Origin of the sequence: Synechococcus sp. H60.2, from assembly GCF_047462315.1 — a bacterium.
Taxonomy (GTDB): domain Bacteria; phylum Cyanobacteriota; class Cyanobacteriia; order Thermostichales; family Thermostichaceae; genus Thermostichus.
On sequence record NZ_JANSIZ010000018.1, the window covers coordinates 22,824 to 39,021 of the forward strand.

Annotated in this window: 13 protein-coding genes, 1 tRNA gene and 1 pseudogene; 8 read left to right on the top strand and 7 right to left on the bottom strand. The window is 58.5% G+C overall.

The genetic code is table 11. The features are described from left to right. Positions 1–19: 19 nt before the first annotated feature. Positions 20–1,717: a hypothetical protein gene (locus tag NW845_RS04550; protein ID WP_414377093.1), complete on the bottom strand. Its 1,698-nt coding sequence runs from the start codon at positions 1,715–1,717 to the stop codon at positions 20–22. Between the two features lie 481 nt (positions 1,718–2,198). Here NW845_RS04550 and NW845_RS04555 point away from each other — a divergent pair, with 481 nt between their 5' ends. Next, on the top strand, positions 2,199–3,323 hold the full coding sequence (locus NW845_RS04555; RefSeq protein WP_414377096.1) for a PP2C family protein-serine/threonine phosphatase: 1,125 nt from the start codon (positions 2,199–2,201) through the stop codon (positions 3,321–3,323). A 4-nt stretch (positions 3,324–3,327) separates the two neighbouring features. On the opposite strand, the gene NW845_RS04560 is transcribed toward NW845_RS04555, so the two are convergent. The 4 genes from NW845_RS04560 to NW845_RS04575 form a co-directional block, all read right to left on the bottom strand. Next, positions 3,328–3,624 (bottom strand): BolA family protein, encoded by a 297-nt coding sequence (locus NW845_RS04560; protein WP_414366454.1) that lies wholly within the window; start codon positions 3,622–3,624, stop codon positions 3,328–3,330. 73 nt (positions 3,625–3,697) lie between these two features. Then, positions 3,698–3,771 (bottom strand) — tRNA-Met (locus NW845_RS04565). 628 nt (positions 3,772–4,399) lie between these two features. Beyond that, the gene (locus NW845_RS04570) at positions 4,400–5,677 is read right to left on the bottom strand and encodes a DUF4912 domain-containing protein (RefSeq protein ID WP_414377098.1); all 1,278 of its coding nucleotides are present in this window, start codon (positions 5,675–5,677) and stop codon (positions 4,400–4,402) included. A 156-nt stretch (positions 5,678–5,833) separates the two neighbouring features. Further along, a complete protein-coding gene (locus NW845_RS04575; protein ID WP_414377101.1) occupies positions 5,834–6,088 on the bottom strand; it encodes a hypothetical protein in 255 nt (84 codons plus the stop codon). Here NW845_RS04575 and NW845_RS04580 point away from each other — a divergent pair. The 3 genes from NW845_RS04580 to NW845_RS04590 all read left to right on the top strand — a co-directional run bounded on the left by NW845_RS04580 (position 6,087) and on the right by NW845_RS04590 (position 9,308). Beyond that, on the top strand, positions 6,087–6,902 hold the full coding sequence (locus NW845_RS04580) for a hypothetical protein (RefSeq protein ID WP_414377103.1): 816 nt from the start codon (positions 6,087–6,089) through the stop codon (positions 6,900–6,902). The genes NW845_RS04575 and NW845_RS04580 overlap by 2 nt on opposite strands. 83 nt (positions 6,903–6,985) lie before the next feature. Further along, on the top strand, positions 6,986–8,110 hold the full coding sequence (locus tag NW845_RS04585) for a glycosyltransferase family 9 protein (RefSeq protein WP_414377106.1): 1,125 nt from the start codon (positions 6,986–6,988) through the stop codon (positions 8,108–8,110). A gap of 298 nt (positions 8,111–8,408) precedes the next feature. After that, entirely contained in the window at positions 8,409–9,308 is a 900-nt protein-coding gene (locus NW845_RS04590) for a DMT family transporter (RefSeq protein WP_414377108.1), read from the top strand. A gap of 6 nt (positions 9,309–9,314) precedes the next feature. Here NW845_RS04590 and NW845_RS04595 read toward each other — a convergent pair whose 3' ends face one another. Continuing rightward, positions 9,315–10,436 (bottom strand): iron-containing alcohol dehydrogenase family protein, encoded by a 1,122-nt coding sequence (locus tag NW845_RS04595; protein ID WP_414377110.1) that lies wholly within the window; start codon positions 10,434–10,436, stop codon positions 9,315–9,317. Between the two features lie 197 nt (positions 10,437–10,633). On the opposite strand from NW845_RS04595, the gene pilM reads away from it, so the two are divergent. The 4 genes from pilM to NW845_RS04615 all read left to right on the top strand — a co-directional run bounded on the left by pilM (position 10,634) and on the right by NW845_RS04615 (position 15,844). Further along, complete coding sequence (pilM, locus tag NW845_RS04600) at positions 10,634–11,791, top strand: type IV pilus biogenesis protein PilM (RefSeq protein ID WP_414377111.1); 1,158 nt, start codon at positions 10,634–10,636, stop codon at positions 11,789–11,791. 60 nt (positions 11,792–11,851) lie between these two features. Continuing rightward, complete coding sequence (locus NW845_RS04605) at positions 11,852–12,553, top strand: PilN domain-containing protein (protein ID WP_414366874.1); 702 nt, start codon at positions 11,852–11,854, stop codon at positions 12,551–12,553. Further along, a complete protein-coding gene (locus NW845_RS04610; RefSeq protein WP_414377113.1) occupies positions 12,553–13,245 on the top strand; it encodes a hypothetical protein in 693 nt (230 codons plus the stop codon). Before NW845_RS04605 ends, NW845_RS04610 begins: the two co-directional genes overlap by 1 nt. Before the next feature lie 487 nt (positions 13,246–13,732). Continuing rightward, positions 13,733–15,844 carry an AMIN domain-containing protein gene (locus NW845_RS04615; RefSeq protein ID WP_414377115.1) on the top strand — a complete coding sequence of 704 codons (2,112 nt, stop codon included), beginning with the start codon at positions 13,733–13,735 and terminating at the stop codon, positions 15,842–15,844. 123 nt (positions 15,845–15,967) lie between these two features. Here the strand turns inward: NW845_RS04615 and NW845_RS04620 are convergent. Beyond that, positions 15,968–16,198: pseudogene (locus tag NW845_RS04620) on the bottom strand (transposase); the annotation flags it as partial.

Sequence of the window (16,198 nt, forward strand, 5' to 3'; positions counted from 1 at the left end):
GCCCCTGGGATCCCTGCCCCTACTCTTGCTGCAGCATAGGCATGTACTCGCGGTAGATCTGGTTTAGGATTTCCAGGCCAATGCGGGTGCGACTGTCGGGGGGACAGGCCTCGATGGCCGCCCTTACTTGCAAGATGGTCCCCACTGGGTAGGGAGAACGCAGCTCCTCCCGCTTGCCCAAAAACACATCCGTGAAGTAGTCAATCAGCCGCTTGACTTCTCCCATGTCCTTGCGGGAAATGTCCATATCCAAAACGGTGGTCAATTTGGCCCGCATCGCCTGGAAGCTCTGTTGGCTGGTGTTGAGGGCCACCCGCTTGGCTAGGCTATCCACCACAATTTGGCTGATCTTCTCCACATTTTGAGTTACAATCTCGCGGTGGCGGGCAGCAAAGCGCAGTTGCACTTCATGCAAAAATTGTTCTCGCTCCAGGATCTGGATGCCCTGCTGCTCCAGATCCACTCCGTAGCTTTGCAACTGCTTGTACTGATTCAAAACCCATTGGTTGTAGAACGAATCGGCCAAAACCCGCCAATAGCCGATGATTGTTGCCTCAGCAAAGGGGATGCTAACCAAATAGGCCTCGCTGGTGATCCGGTGCAAATGCTCGGTTAGCTTGTCCCGCTCTTTCTCGTCCAAGTAGGAGGTGCGCGGCACCCAAGCTGCCCCGTACTCGCTTTTCACCTCCACAGGGAGGGAGACCAAGAGAGTGTCGAAAAATTGGTGGAGGCTGAAAAGGAGAAACTTATTTGGATCCTGCAGGCGGTTGAGGAGCTCTTGTTTTTTCTCTTCTTGGTATTGGGCTACCAGTTGCTGGGCCTCGGCGGCCTGGCTGCGCGCTGCCTCCACCTCTTGCCGCAGCTTTTCGATCGCTTCTGCGCTCGGCACCTCGGTAGCAGCAAGCTCTCCCTCTCCGCTGAAATAACTGCCGCCCGGCCCTGGACCACCGAGGCTTGCCAGCGGTTCGTCGCTGTCGTTATCCAGCGTCAGTAGGCGAGAAAGAGCCTGCAAGCGAGCTCGCCGATCGCCAGAGCACAGGGATCCCACCTCCACCGGATCCCGACTTTCCCAACCGTCCAGTCCACCGATGCGATAGAGCGTGTAAAAATACTTGCTGAGCAGAATTGCCAACAGATGCTTGTTTTTGACCTCGTTGTACTCCAAGTAGGCCCGCAGACACAGTTGGAAAGCGATGTTGGGCAGGCTGCGACACACCCTCATAATCTGGGAGTATACTCTTTGCAAGTGGGGCCGAAAGCGGCGCGGGATCGCCTCAGGCCGCAGGCCACGCAGCAAAAACTCCGGCTGTCGCAGATCTTGAGGGGTAAAGTAAAAGCTTTCTTGCCAAAGCAGCTCGTCCAGGTCGCGGGCAAAAATCGGCTTCAACTGATCGATGATCTGCACAACGACCGCTTCGTTAAAAACCGGTATAATTTCTTCGATACGCAGCTCCTCGTAAATAGAATGCAGCCGCTCGCTGCGAAAGTCCTCGATCGAGATCAGCCCCTTCATGGTTCCAATCCGACCGTCGCTCCTCAGAAACTTGTACACAATCTCGGCCGTGGCGCTGGGAGAGAGGACGGGGGTTCCTGTCAGGTCGGGGGAAATTTGCAAAGGTCGCAGCAGGCGGCTGGTTTCGCTAAGGCTGAAGCAGCTCCAGGAAGCGGGGTTAAGCACCACTGAGGAGAGGCTGCCCAGCAATTGCTTCTCATCCAAGTCCTCCAGCCGGATTTCTCCCCTGGGAGCTTGGCGGGGTGCCGTGGGTGAAGCCGCCTGCGAATTCCGAACGGACGGAGGAGATAAAGGTAGGGGGGATGCACTCATGCAGCAAAGGGCGTTTAACCTCGAAGGTCACTCTAAACCGGCAAAGGATGGGTAAGATGTGATCTGTGTCTCTATGTCCAACGGAAGTCGCTAAAGCAGAGTCTGCCCAAAAGCCTCGCGCTGTTATCTATTGGTACCAGTATCTGGGAACGGTCAGCTTTTGGGTAGCGTGCAACCACGGTTTTGGGGCTCCACCGATCGATACGCAACTTTAGCTCTGGTGGACGAGGTTGCTGAGTCTTTCCCCCCTCTTGCCGAGCCAGTTTTTCTGCCCAACCCCTAAGCTATGATAGAAAGTCTGCCTACCGGTATGTCTATCCGGGAGTTGCGGTTTGATGCGTTCTGAATTCGGGTTGATTCAGGATTAGGGTGCATGACGGCCATTTTGATTGTGGACGACGATCCCACGATTCGGCTGGTGTTGAAGCGATCCCTGGAGCGACAGGGCTATACCGTGGAGATGGCTAGCAATGGCTCAGAGGGGCTGGAGCAAGCCCAGCTGCTGGTGCCGGGGCTGATCATCTGCGATTGGATGATGCCAGACATGGATGGGCTGGAGGTCTGCCGGCGCATCAAGGCGGATCCCAAGTTTTCCACGACGTTTTTTATTTTGCTCACTGCGCGCACCGAAGTCGAAGACCGTATTCAGGGCCTGGATGCTGGAGCAGACGAGTTCCTCAGCAAGCCTATCGATCCCAATGAATTGCGGGCGCGCGTGCGGGCTGGGCTGCGCTTGCATCAGCTCAGCTACGACTTGCAACAGCAAACCGCCAGGTTGCGGGCAGAACTGGCCGAGGCGGCCAGCTATGTGCGTTCTCTTTTGCCCAAGCCGGCCTCTTTCCCCGATCACCGAATAGCCATCGAGTGGTGCTTTTTGCCTTCGCAGGAGTTGGGGGGGGATTCATTTAACTACCACTGGCTGGATGAGGATCACCTGGCTATTTACCTGCTGGATGTGTCGGGGCATGGGGTGGGATCCGCCCTCTTGTCCGTGTCGGTGATGAACCAGTTGCGTTCCCAGAGCCTGCCCGACACCGACCTGCGGCAGCCGGATGCGGTGTTGCGCGCCCTCAACCAATCCTTCCAAATGGGATCCCACCATGACATGTACTTCACCCTCTGGTATGGGGTTTACCGTCCGCGATCTCGCTTGCTTTCTTTTGCCAGCGCTGGCCACCCCCCCGCTCTGTTGGTTGCTCAATCAGATCCCATCCCCCTAGAGCTGAAAACACCCAATTTGCCCATTGGCATTTTGCCCGATCAGGACTTTGCTAGGGACGAAGTGCGGATCCCGGCCAACAGTTGTCTGTACGTGTTCAGCGACGGGGTTTACGAAGTGTCCACCTCGGAAGGGATCTGGGGAATGGAGAACTGGAAGTCGTTCCTAGGCGCCCATGCCTGCATTGGCCTCGATCGCGTTCTGCAACACATCCAATCTTTCCGCGGCAGGGCGGATCTTGAAGATGATTTTTCCCTGCTCCGTATCAGCTTTGGCTAGTAGCTCAAGAAGGAGGGAAGGGGGATGACTGGGGAGCTGAGCCGGGATCTGCTCCCTGAAGCTGCTGCCACTGGGTAGGGGTAAAGGTACGGAGGGCTAGGGCGTGGAGACGGCCATCCTGAAGGTAGGGCTTCAAGGCCTCGTTCACCAGGCGGTGCTGTTTGATGAGGGGGAGGCCTTGGAATTGCTCAGCCACGACGACGGCCTGAAAATGGTTGCCGTCGCCAACTGTATCTTCTACCTGCACCTTCGCGCCGGGCAGGGCAGCCTGTATCAACGCCTCGATTTCCCGCGGATCCATGCGCCGTCTTCCTGGCTTCGGCTCAAGACAACTTAGAGAAGCTCTCCCAATGCCTGCAGATGTTGAGTTCTCATAGCGGGGACTGGATTTGAACCAGTGACCTTCGGGTTATGAGCCCGACGAGCTACCAGGCTGCTCTACCCCGCGCCGCTTTCCCAGTCTAGCCTGTTCTCCTAGAAGCCGGCAAGCCTCCAGTTGCCGGCAGGGATCCTTGGAGCGACCGTTGACATACTCCCCAGCCCCAAAGGGCGGGGATTCTTGTTCCGGGTTCCACGACAGCACTTGCTGAGTTGGGTTGCCCTTCCCCAGCAGCGGTGCTCATCTCCCCAAGCGTTCCCTCTTGCAAGGCAGTTCCCCAATGCCCTTGGGCGCTGTTCCACTCAATTCCCAACATCTTCAGGGCCCGGCGCAAAATGTTGAGTGCTGCGTTGGTGCCGAGGATAAGCTGGCTGGGTTTGCCGTTGCAGTACAAAGCAAAGGTACCTGCCTGGTTGCCGTCGGTGAAGGTGATGGCCATCCCGTCAGGTGAAAGTTTCCACCCCGACTGCTTGTACTCATACTCAATGGATACGAATGGCCTCATTCAGAGCTTGGTACTGCTCTGGTGTTCGGTTGAGTAGCTTGGCTTTCCTGCTAGCATGAAACATCACTCGCTTGAGCGGATAAGCAAAGACAGCGCTTCATCCCCCTAGCTTTAGCCAGGGGCCTTCGCGCATCACTTCCCGGTAAAAAGCCCCCCCTAGAGCTGGGGGGTGAGCAAGCAAGAGCGAGCCCTTTAAGGCAACAGTTCTTCGATAGCCTCCTCCTTGGTGTTGGTGCGGCGGGAGAGGGTGCGGCGGTCGAAGGTCATGTGGATCTCCCGGTTTTGCTCGCCATCGGCAGCCACGGCAAAGATGGGGAAGTCGATGTTGCCATCGGGGAAAGCCATGTGGAAACGGAAGGTGCCATCGGGGTTGAGCTGGATCTTGCGCCCAGCGATGGTGACGGTGGCATCCGGCTCCGTGGCCCCGTAGACGATCAGCTCGGCATCAGCCACCAGCCAGAACTTGCGGGAGCGCCGCGGCAGGACTTCGGAAGCGCCGGAGAACAGCCCCAGGCCCGATCCAGAAGCCATCCAAGGGGCAGCAGGCACTTCGGCCATGGCCATCCCCATCATGCCCACGCCTGACGGGATAATGAACGAGCTGATGGCCTGCTCCGGCACCAGTTGACGGCTGCCCATTTGGTGGCTGCCAAACAGGGATCCCGCCACCCGCATTGCCTCAAAGCCGCCCACCATGTCCAGGAAGGGATCCGCCGTCGCCTCCCGCTGCGGCTCGTCGCCTTTGTAGGCCACCACGCCCATGCCGGCGGCGCTGCGCTTGTAGGGCTCGGTGAGCTGGTAGAGGGTGCGGCCCTGGAGGGGCATCTCAAAGGGCACCGTCAGGAAGTGCTCTTCAAACCAGTCGGAGGGGAAGACCGGCGGCACCATCACTGCTGCCGAGCGGGCCAACATTAGCCAGCGGCCATCCGCCGTCCGGTAGCCAATCTCCACCAAATAGGAGCGGTCGCTCACCGGGATCGGCAGGTACCACTCCCGCGCCAACTCGTCGCAGGGGTACTCCTGCATGCTGTGGGCCGGCTGGCGGTCGAAATCAATATCTGTCACATCGTACAGACGCAGCGCCAACTGCTGGCCGCCCTCGCGGCGCTTGCTTTCCTTGGCTTCGTTGGGGACATCCCAGTAGGCGTAGGCCCACTGGGGATCCCGCGGCAGCAGGACAATGCGGCTTTCGCCATAGCCGTCGGGCAGATTCCCCAGCCCCTTGTCTACATCGACCAGATCCGGCTTGCTAGCTACTTGGCCGACATACTTCGTCCCGGTAACCGACTCTTGCCCGCTGGGCTCCGGCATCGCATCGATGGGGCGGCCAGCTTTGGCTTGGGCTTCTCGAATGGCCTCGATAAGCTGGTCTTTGGTCATACGGCTGTACTTGGGGATCTGATAGCGGGCAGCTTCTTCTCGCAACTGCCGGATGGTCATTTCTTCCAACGGGATCCGCTCTGGTGGCATGGTCAGGGTCTCCTGTCTTCGACAACTCAGGCTTTGTGCAATGCTCCAGCTTCTAACCCAAAGGCCGATCCCAGCTTGTGGCTCAGTACAGCCTTGAACCTACTGGCGTGACGGCCTGCTTTGTGCTTTCCAACCCCTGATGACTCCAGGTCGGGATCAACGGGGATCGCAAAGAATGATGAACACATGTTTGCGTATTTTTGCCTGGCGGTCAAGAGCTTGGGGATCGCTGGGGATCAACGCCTGGCTTTCCCAGCCATCTTGAGCTAGGGATCCCTCCGCAGGGGAGAAAAAGCCAAAGGGAGGACTGCGCGGGATCCCCTGCCGAACCGGTCCTGCCTGGGTAGCATGGGGGAAGGGTGGGCGGCTGCAGAGCAAACCACAGGTTTTCAGGCCGTGAGGTGGGGGCATGAGGTGGTGGAAAGATAGAACTCAAGGCGCAGGGATCCGAGCGATCTTGGCAGCGCTGGGGATCCTGGTCTGGCCGGGGGAAGCTGTCGAGGCGCAAACGCTGTTTCCTCCCCTTTACCGCCTGCAAGGGGGATCTCCTGCCCCAGCCGTCGAGGGACAACCGCTTCCAGCAGAAACGCCCTGGCGCCTGGTTACTCCCGACCAGGTAGAAGTAGAGTCAGCGGTTTCTAGCGAGAACCCAAGCTTGGAAGGGCCGATTTTCGATTTGGACTTGTTGCGCCAGTTCGGCAGCGGGGGTAGTGGCTCGGGTTCTGGCCAGGGAGAAGGGAGCGGGCCCGGCAGCGGCCAGAGCGGGGGGCGCGGCTCCAGCCCTGGCTCGGGGGTGGGCACAGGCCAGGGGCCAGGGGGGGGAGCTGGCCTCGAAGCAGGATCCCAGCGGCAAACCCCGCAGGTAACAGGGCTGATCGTGGATGCCCGCGGCCTGGATTTTCTCCCTAGCCAATCGATGCGCCTTTTGGATCCCGACGGCAACCCAGTTTACCCGCCCCTCAACCTTGGCCAGGATCTCAATGCTGCCTTTGTGGGCAGCGAGGGCACTGCCGCCTATACCACCTCAGAAGAGCAGGCCCGCTCGCTGGTCAACCGCATTGGGGAACGGCCCCACCGCATCCGCGCCATGCGCACCCTAGGCTACGACCTGGTGATCTCCGCCGAAGATGCCTTCAACCTGCGCCAGATGAACGCCGTCGATGGCTTTCTGGATCGCTTTGCCGTGGTGGTCATCTGGGATGGCAGCCAGGCCAGCCGGCCTTGAGTAGCCCTGGCGAGGGGATGGTAGCTTAACAAAAGTGCTCCGCCCTGCGGACGCAAACAGCTTCTTCTGGGGATCCCAACCCTATGCAACGGTTTGCCAACCAACCCCTGCGGGAACGACCCCATCTAGCGGTATTTTCTTCCAGCAAGGTGGGCAACTTTGTGGTCACCATCCCCCTCCTGCGGGGCCTCAAGGAAAAATACCCCGGCTGTGTGCTGGATTTTTTTGGCAGCGAGATTACCCGCGACTTTGAGCTCCACTGCCCCTACATCGACTTCAGCTTCCCCCTCTACAGCCGCCGCCCCGATTACCTCGAGGCCCTGACGGCGGCAGTGCGAGATCGTCTGGCCCAGGCCGGGCCTTATGATCTGGCCATCAATTGCGACGAGTTCAGCGAGCTCAACCTGGTGGCGGTGACGGCCTTGCGCCCCCAGTACATTGCCGGCGCCGGCCTGACCTTGGATTTTCGCCGCAAGCTGGATCCCGGCCCCGACCCGGTGCAGCGCATGCTCCAGGACGACGACTGGAACAGCCTGGAGTTTTTGCAGCGCTACAAAGATATTCTCACTAGCAACTACATTGCCGAGATCTTCTGCCGCCTGGCTTATGTGGAAACAGATTTTTTCCGCCTAGAGCTGCCCAGCCGGGATCCCGACTTTCCCGTGCCGGAAGTTCTGGTGCACATCACCACCACCCGCCGTGCCAAGATGTGGCCACTCGAGTACTGGCGCCAAGTGATCCAGTGGTGCCAGGGCCAGGGCCTGCAGGTGGGGCTAATTGGCAGTGCCCCCGAGCTGCAGCGATCCCTCTACCACGGTGACGGTGAAGAGCAACTGGTGGCTGAAACAGGGATGATTGACCTGCGGGGCAAAACCAGCTTGATCGAATTGGCCGGAGCCCTGAAGCGGGCGCGGGTCTGTATCTCCGTGGACGCGGGGCCGATGCACATTGCAGCGGCTGTGGGCTGCCCCACCATTGCTCTGTTTGGCAACGATGCCGATGGCGATGGAGCTAGCCCAGTGCGGCTGTGGGCACCTCGCCTGCCCCACGTTTACGTTACCCAAACTTCCTATAAATGCCGAGTCTGCGTGGAAAACAAGTTCAAAAACGAAGCCTGCCTGGTGGAGGGCCACCCCTGCATGGCCCACCTCCGGCCAGAAACAGTCATCGGCTACCTGCAGGAGATTCTAAATCTGAAGAAGACGTAGGACTTCCAGCCGATCTCTTCCCTCACCCCCATCCCCTCTCCCAAAGGGAGAGGGGAGCTACAGAGCGAGGGGACAACTGTTGTTCATGGCTATTCGAGATGGCCATAGCTCCCAGGGATCTCCGTCTTTTTCCCTGCTGACCAGGGGGGTGGCAGAGAGGGCCCAGGAGCGCCGGTCGGATCCCTGACAGTCCGCTTAGGCTGAGAGTTCGAGGCTGAAAACTCTATGCCTAAACCGTTTGGGTGTGAGCTGTAACGTTGAGAACGCGCAAGTAGGCCGGTTTGCGGAGGGGGGCCAAATGAGAGCCTGGCAAGGGGTTGCCCTGAAGCTGCTGGCCACCTTTTGCTTTGCCTGTTTGGGGGCGATCATCCGGCTCAACACGCCCGCCCTGCACCCTTTTGAAATTGTGTTCTTGCGCAACCTATTTGGGTTACTTGCCCTGGTGCCACTGCTTTTGCGAGCAGGGATCCACTCTCTGCGCACCGCCAAGATGGGCTTCTACCTCCTGCGCTCGGCAATCAGCACCTTGGGGATGCTGCTTTCCTTCTGGGCAGCCAGCCTGTTGCCTTTGGCAGAAGCAACGGCGCTGAGCTTTGTCCAGCTTTTGTTTGCCAGCCTCATGGCGGTCTGGGTGTTGGGCGAACAGATGCGTCCCTCCCGCTGGCTGGGGTTGGGCCTGGGGTTTGCCGGGGCCTTGGTGATGCTAAGGCCGGGCTTTCGGGAGCTCTCCTTAGGGACAGGACTAGCTTTGGCGGCGGCAGCCCTCTTTGCCTGGGTAACCATTGTGCTCAAGATCCTCGCCCGCACCGAGTCCAGCCTCACCATTACCGCCTACATGGGCCTGTTGCAGACCCCTCTTTCTTTTCTGGCTGCCGTCTGGGTTTGGAGGTGGCCTTCGCCGGAGCAGTGGCTGTGGATGGCAGCTATGGGGCTGCTGGGCAGCCTGGGCCAGGTGGCCCTCACCCAAGCTTACAAGCTGGCCGAGGTGACCATGCTGCTGCCTCTTGATTTTTTCCGCCTCCTCTGGGCTAGCCTGATCGGGTTCTGGGTGTTTGCCGAGATCCCGGATGGGTGGACTTGGATGGGCGGAGCCTTGGTCTTGGCAGGCGCCACTTCTGGGGCCTACAGGGAAGCCCGGCTGCAGAGGGCCCAAACCCCGGCCTGGACTGGCAAAGTTGGAAAGCGGGAAGATCTCTAGGCCAGCCTAGAGCCGCGGCAGGACGGGACTGGAGCTGGTCAAGTCGGTGGTGGTGAGGGCCACCAGCAGGGCTTCCGGGCTAACGGGGAAGGGCAGATGGTGAATATCGGATCCCGGCTGGCAGGCCACTTGGGCAGCCTGCAGCAGCTCAGCGGATCCCAGGTGGTTGAGGTGGAGATCCCGCAAGTTAAGGGGCAGCCCCACCTGGCGGTAGAACTCCAGCAACTGGGTGCGGGCGGCCAGCGCCAACTGGCTTCCCTGCAGGATCTCCTCCAGGCGAAGCTGGGCCAAGATGCCAAAAGCCACTTTCTCGCCGTGCAGGGTGGCCCGGTGGCCCACCAGATGAGTAAGACCGTTGTGGACAGCATGGGCGGCCACAGTGCGACACTTGGCTCCTCCCATGCCGCCGACAATCCCCGCTAGGCAAATGCAGGCGTCCACCACCTGCCTCCAAGCAGTCCCACCTGGCTCCCGCAGGGCCGCCACCGATTTTTGCAAGAGCAAATCCCGTAAGACGCGGGCCTGCTGCACAGCGCCGATCACCAGGGCATCTTCTGAACTGCCGCTGCTCACAGAAGACTCGTACCACTTGGCCAAGGCATCTCCGATCCCGGCCACCAGAGTGCGTGCTGGTGCTTGCAGAATCAAGTCATAGTCCAGGATCAAAGCAGCGGGAGCCTGATCTAGGGCCACATCCCGCTGAAAGGCTCCGGCCTCCGAGTAGATGTTGGACAGGGCGCTCCAGGCGGCACAGGTGGCAGCAGAGGTGGGCACTGTTACCACCGGGATCCCCAACCGGTGGGCCACCAACTTGGCCGTATCCAACGCCTTGCCGCCCCCCACCCCCAAAATGCCGGTCACGGATTCTGCTGTGGCCAGAGCCTGGAGACGAGCCAGCTCCGATTCGCTGCAATCGACGCCATAGGTGCTCCAGTAAACCTGAACGGCGGGATCCCGCTCCAGATTGCGCTTCAGGGGCAGTTCAGCCACAGCTAGCGATCGCTCCCCCCCGATCACCAACACGCGGGATCCCAGGATCGTCAGGGGGACGGCCTCGAGAATGCCGCTGCCCCGGTACACCCGGCCCGGCGCCGGAATGGCTAGGTCGAATTCACAAGTGCTCAGCATTCCAAAAAGGGGCAATAAGGTCAGCCCAGTGTCCGTAAATACAGACTACGATTCTAGCCGCAAGTTCTGCCTTTCCCACCCCTGAGTCTCGCCTGCTTAGAACGGGTTGGGATCCCTGGCAGGGGAGGGTCAGCTAGCACAAATCTTTGCCAGCAGTCAACTGCCAATGGTGGTAACCCCCAGACAAATTGGGTAGTATGCGTCCTAGCAGTAGCGCAGAGGGCGGGGTTTCCAGCGTGTTTGGCTTTCTTGGTGGCTCCAGAACCCAAACCTTGCTTGGGGTGGACATCAACGCCGAGCGCATTGCCGTTGCCCAACTGAAAAAACAGGGCAATGGCCGCTATCGTCTAGTTCACTACCACAGCGTGGAAATGCCAGAGGGGGCAATGATCGAGGGGCGCATCCTCGATCCAGACACGGTTGGCCTGACCCTGGCCAACTTGCTAAACGAATACAAGGTGCCCACCAACTTGCCGGTGGCGACCGCGGTGCCGGTGCGAGAGGCGATCGTCCGTCTCATTCGCCTGCCTGCTGACCTGCCTGCCGATGAGCTGCGGCGGGTGGTCTTGGAGCAGGAGGCGGAGCTCTACATCCCCTACCCCAGGGATCAGGCGGATGTGGACTACCAGCCCCTGGGCCTAGACCTTTCTCAGGATGGCATTGAGCGCATCGAAGTCTTACTGGTAGCCATCCCCAAGGAGGTGGTGGACAATTACCTGGCCGTGCTGCAAGCGGCCAACTTGAAGGCCCGCTGTGTGGAGCTGGCCAGTTTCTCTCTCATTCGCACCATCCGTGACCAACTAACCCAGTACAGCCCCCAAGAGGCGGTGTTGCTCAGCTCCATCGGCTACGACAGCAGTGAGATCAGCATCTTGGTCAACGGCATCCCGCAATTTACCCGCACCGTCAACATCGGCACCATCCACATGCGCCAGGTGCTAGCCCAGGCCCTGAATTTGCCGGTTAGCCGCACTGGCGACCTATTGCGAACTCTGAGGTTACCCTTGATCAACCCCGCCGATGTTTTGGCCACGGGAGAGCAACCGGTTCCCAGCAACCCCGGTGTGGCAGCGGTGGCCCGTGTCGTCTCCGATTTGGCCGATGAACTAAAGCGCTCGATTGACTTTTTCACGAGCACGGAAAGCAGCTTTCCTGTGGTGAAAGTATTGCTGGCCGGGCCAGGAGCCAGCATTGGCCAAATGGATGGCTTCTTATCCCAGTTGTTGAGCGTGGCGGTGGAGTTGGCGGATCCCTTTGGCAGCATCCTGGTGCCGAATGCAATCGAGGTGCCCTTGGAGGAGCGCCCGGCGATGGGAGTGGCCCTGGGGCTGGCCATGCGGGAAGCCGGCAAGTAACGATAGGGATCCCTCGAAGGCACTATCCAACAATGAGCGAGCAATGAGTGAGGCGATTGGATGTACACACCGGAAATCAATTTTCTTAAGGAAAGGCCGGAAGTTCCCACCACCGTTCAGACAGGGGCGGTAGCCGCCCCGACAACTGCCGCCGGAGCCGAGAGCTGGGCTTTGGCCATTGGCCTGGGGGTTGCCGTGACTGCTGTGGCCATGGGGGCTTTCTTGTATTTCCAAGACAGCTTTTCCCGTCAGCGGAATACTCTGAGGGCAGAGCAAACCCGCCTTGACGGTGAACTCAGCACAGCCAATGCTGAGTTGACCCGACTCCAGGGCCTCAGCCAAGAATTACAAACCATTCGCACCCAAACGGAGGGGTTCCGCTCCTTTCTGGGATCCGTCCAGCCCTGGTCGGCCATTCTAGAAGAAGTGCGGCGCAGGATCCCTGGCCAAGGGGTGTGGATAACCAACATCAGCGCCTCTGGGGATACCGTGAACATCCAAGGCGGGGCGCTCGATTTTCCCTTGGTGAACGACTTTTTGCTCACCCTGCTGGATTCCAACTTCGTAACCAGTGCCGTTCTCAACAGTGCCTCTCGAGTGGAGGGCACACCTGAAACTGAACCCAGCGTCACCTACGGCCTAACGGTTACTATTCGAACCATAGGGGATCCCGACCCAGAGTTTACCCGCGAGCTGGAGCAGCGGGGAGCAATAGGCTTGGTGGAAAAGATCCGTATTTTGCGTCAAGTGGAGGGGAACTGATGACCGGCTCGCTGGACAGTTTTCACGATGAACAACTAATGGCACCTCCGGCGGGGCCGCCGGTACTGCTGGGTGTCGAGCTGACCCCCATTCGCATTGGCCTGTTGATCGGGATCCTGGGCTTGGGTACAGCGGGCTTTTTGGCCTTCACCCAACTCCGTCCTCTAATTAGAGAGGTGCAAGCCTTGGAAAGAAAGGTAGCCCAAAAAACCAGCCAGTTGCAGGAGGTACAGGGCCAGATTGCCAGCCTACAGGATCTGCCCAACCAGATCGAGAAGGCTCGTGTGCAACAGCAGCAGATCAGCAGCTTGCTGGCCACCCCTGAGAATGCCGACACGCAACTGATCGATCTCAACCGACTGGTGCGGGGACAGCCCAACAGCGAGTTGCGCAGTTTTACCCCCTCCCCCCTCACCCCTGCTTCTTCGAATAACCCCGAAGTGCCCGCGATCATTGCTCCGGCTATCCAGGTGCAGACCAGTCGCGTCGCGGTGCGGGGCCCCTATACGGACATCATTAATCTCATGAGGGATGTAGAGCGCCTACGCACCTTGTTTCGGGTGAGCAACATCAGCCTAAATCCTGTGCAAGATACAGGGGAGCTAGACGCCGCTTTTGATCTGATTGCCTATTACTACGACAAAGATATTCCCTTAGGCACTGCCCCTGCCCAAGAGGCCCCCAGTCGGTAGGCTGGCTGGTTCTGGACGTCTGTTCAACTCAACACCTCACCACATCTCAGATTAAGGCCTTCTCCCAGCTTCGGAGTTGCGGCTGCGTAGCCATTTCAAACCAGATTGAGACACCTCCCAGGCTCTCCACACCGCTGCCGTGACGCCTCTCCCTGAGGGAATCAACCCAAGCGCTCCGCGCTGCTAGCGCGACCACCCCCGGCCCCTCTCCCTCAGGGAGAGGGGAGTTGGGAATTGGCGAGACAAGCCGTTTCTATTGACGATGAGCACGTATCCGGATCCCTGTGATAGATGGCCAGGGTCGAGAGGTTACAGACGATGAGCTGCAGGTAGTGTTGTCAGAATCGGAGATCCGGGAAAATTTTTCTCTCAATCACCTACGGGTAGTGGCAAAGTGCAAGATTTCGGCTTTGATTAGGGAAGCACTGGGTGAACCCGTGCTGCAGTGAAGCAAGAACACGCTTGGCTAACGGAGTGAGGTGTGAGGATGATGAACCGTCGAGTTGCCTGGGGATGGGCGCTGAGCTTGATCCTTTCGCTGCCCCTGTTGGCTGTAGAAGGCCGACTTGAGGAAGCCGCCGCTCAGCAGTTGACCTCCGCCAATCCACAAAGCCTCAGCCGCATCACCGATATCCGCCTGGTGCCCCACGGCAACCGCATGAAGCTGGAGATCACCACTGCAGGGGGCGCCCGTCCACAGGTGTTCTTTACCCAACAGGGCCGGTCTTGGATTGGGGATATCACCAATGCCCAACTGGATGGCGGTCAAGGCCGCTATCGTCAGGAGTCTCCCTTGCCGGGAGTGCGCTTCATCGAAGCCAAGCAACTAGGCAGTGACAGCGTGCGGATAGAAATTGCCGGTGTTGCGGCAGCTCCCCAGGGCTTGCTGGCCCGGCGCAGCCCGACGCAGTTGGTCTTCGAGTTTGAGGGCTTGCCCTCTGCCCCGCCGGCTCCTGTAGCTGCCGCGCCCAGCCAAGTAGCGCCCAATCAACCGGCCTCGCCAACCCGACCTCAGCCTGTGGCCCCGCCGCCAGCTCCTGCCTCCCCTCCGGCTGCTCAAAACTCTCCTTCTCCCCAGGGGACAGCCCCTACTCCTCAGCCCCTTGCCCAAACTCCTCCCCCTTCCCCGCCAGCTCAGGTGGCTCCTCCCCCTCAGCCGGCTTCCCCTAGGCCGGTCATTTCTCAGGTGCCTTCCGTAGGGCAGCTTAACCAACCCCAACTGCCACCAGGAAGTTTGCCCGCTGAGTCTCCTTTTCAAGGAAGAGCTGTGGCTCCTCCGGCTGGAGATATTGCTGTCGGCACGATTCTACCCGATCCCCCTCCTGTTGACCTGGGAACCAACGCCAAGATTAGCCTGACCTTGAAGGATGCTCCCGTGGGGGATGTGCTGAGTTTGTTGGTGCGACGGGCAGGTTTGAATGTGGTGCTCAACGACGTTCCACGCGAGCTGACTATCTCTTTGGACGTGCAGGACTCGCCCCTACAAGAGACGTTTAACTTTATCCTGCGGCTAAAACAGCTACAGGCACAGCGACGGGGCCAAACTGTCTTTATTGGACAAAACCTGCCAGGGGTGAGCGGGATCCTGGTGCGCAACTACCGCCTGAACCAAGCCGTTGCCGCAAATATAGCTCCTCGTCTCGAAGCTGTTTTAAATGCCGTAGCTCCAGGCGCCCAATTTGATGTGGACGAGCGCACCAACTCCATTACCGTGATCGGCACCGAGCGACAGCAGGACATCGCCGCTGCCCAGATTGCTCAACTGGATGTGCGCCGGCGTCAGGTTTTGATTTCCGTAAGAGCGGTCGATATCCGTCTGAACAACAACGAGAGCTTATCGGTTAACTTGGGCGGAGCCTCTGGTAACTTTGCTGTTGGAACCTTGGGAGGGGCAAGCTTCGGTGGCGAGCCACTGAACCAGCCTCAGGGATCCTCAGTAGAATCCATTGGCCCCACTGGGCCATCTGGCTCTATTACAGGTATCTTCAATACCCTCAACCGCCTGCAACAATCCTTGGCTTTGCGAGTTCAAGCAGCCATTCAGAACGGAACCGGCAAAATTTTAACCGATCCCAAAGTGGTGGTGGCAGATGGCAGCTCTAGCCGGATTAGCATTGCCACCAGCGTGCCTGTAAACGTCGAAACCATTACTATACCCCAAGGAGAAAACCAGCCACCAGTTGTTACCCAGCGTTTGCAGAGAGAGGAGGCTGGAGTTATCTTAAACGTTTCGGATGTCAGGATAGATGACAATGGATTTGTTACCTTAACTATTCGGCCTGAGATTTCCATCCCCATACCCATCCAAGTGCTGGAAGGTGGAGACTTTGCAGGGATCCAGCTTTTTAACATTGATAGGAGACAGTTAGAAGCCTCTCAATTGAGACTAAGAGACGGACAGACTTTTATTATCGCCGGCCTAATCCAAGACAGAGATAATGTCGATGTTCGTAAGGTTCCTCTGTTAGGGGACTTGCCTCTTCTAGGTGCTTTGTTTCGCTCCCAGACTGTGAATAATGAGCGCAATGAAGTAGTTTTTATGCTGACGCCCTATATCATGGACGATAACGTAGCCTTTGGTCTACCTTCTAATCTATAAGACAGTAGGAAGTTAGTATGCTAAGCCGTCAAGTTTCTCAATTCTCTGCCATCCTAGTCGTTAGTAACTTGTGCATTACAGCCTGTCAAAGAATCAAGGGGTACAGTAGCAACACCTAGCAAACTAACCTCGGAAGCAGGATGGATTGTTCAGTAGTCAAGAAGTCTTCACTATCTGCTCCAGGCTATACTTTCCAATTCTGGAAAACTGCCAAATAAAATGCTTCAACACCGACCACATCATCTCAATAGGATTCAATTCCGGCGCATACACAGGCAGGTATAGAATTCGCGCTCCTGTCCCCCTAATCAATTCCTCAACTTCCCGACTCCTATGAATATTTAAATTGTCCAT

Excerpts from the sequence above, each read along its gene's own strand:
- NW845_RS04570 (WP_414377098.1), bottom strand. The coding sequence starts at position 5,677 with ATGCCACCAGAGCGGATCCCGTTGGAAGAAATGACCATCCGGCAGTTG.
- NW845_RS04610 (WP_414377113.1), top strand. The coding sequence starts at position 12,553 with ATGACCGGCTCGCTGGACAGTTTTCACGATGAACAACTAATGGCACCT.
- NW845_RS04585 (WP_414377106.1), top strand. The coding sequence starts at position 6,986 with ATGCAACGGTTTGCCAACCAACCCCTGCGGGAACGACCCCATCTAGCG.
- NW845_RS04615 (WP_414377115.1), top strand. The coding sequence starts at position 13,733 with ATGATGAACCGTCGAGTTGCCTGGGGATGGGCGCTGAGCTTGATCCTT.
- pilM (WP_414377111.1), top strand. The coding sequence starts at position 10,634 with ATGCGTCCTAGCAGTAGCGCAGAGGGCGGGGTTTCCAGCGTGTTTGGC.
- NW845_RS04555 (WP_414377096.1), top strand. The coding sequence starts at position 2,199 with ATGACGGCCATTTTGATTGTGGACGACGATCCCACGATTCGGCTGGTG.
- NW845_RS04595 (WP_414377110.1), bottom strand. The coding sequence starts at position 10,436 with ATGCTGAGCACTTGTGAATTCGACCTAGCCATTCCGGCGCCGGGCCGG.
- NW845_RS04605 (WP_414366874.1), top strand. The coding sequence starts at position 11,852 with ATGTACACACCGGAAATCAATTTTCTTAAGGAAAGGCCGGAAGTTCCC.
- NW845_RS04590 (WP_414377108.1), top strand. The coding sequence starts at position 8,409 with ATGAGAGCCTGGCAAGGGGTTGCCCTGAAGCTGCTGGCCACCTTTTGC.
- NW845_RS04580 (WP_414377103.1), top strand. The coding sequence starts at position 6,087 with ATGAGGTGGTGGAAAGATAGAACTCAAGGCGCAGGGATCCGAGCGATC.
- NW845_RS04560 (WP_414366454.1), bottom strand. The coding sequence starts at position 3,624 with ATGGATCCGCGGGAAATCGAGGCGTTGATACAGGCTGCCCTGCCCGGC.
- NW845_RS04575 (WP_414377101.1), bottom strand. The coding sequence starts at position 6,088 with ATGCCCCCACCTCACGGCCTGAAAACCTGTGGTTTGCTCTGCAGCCGC.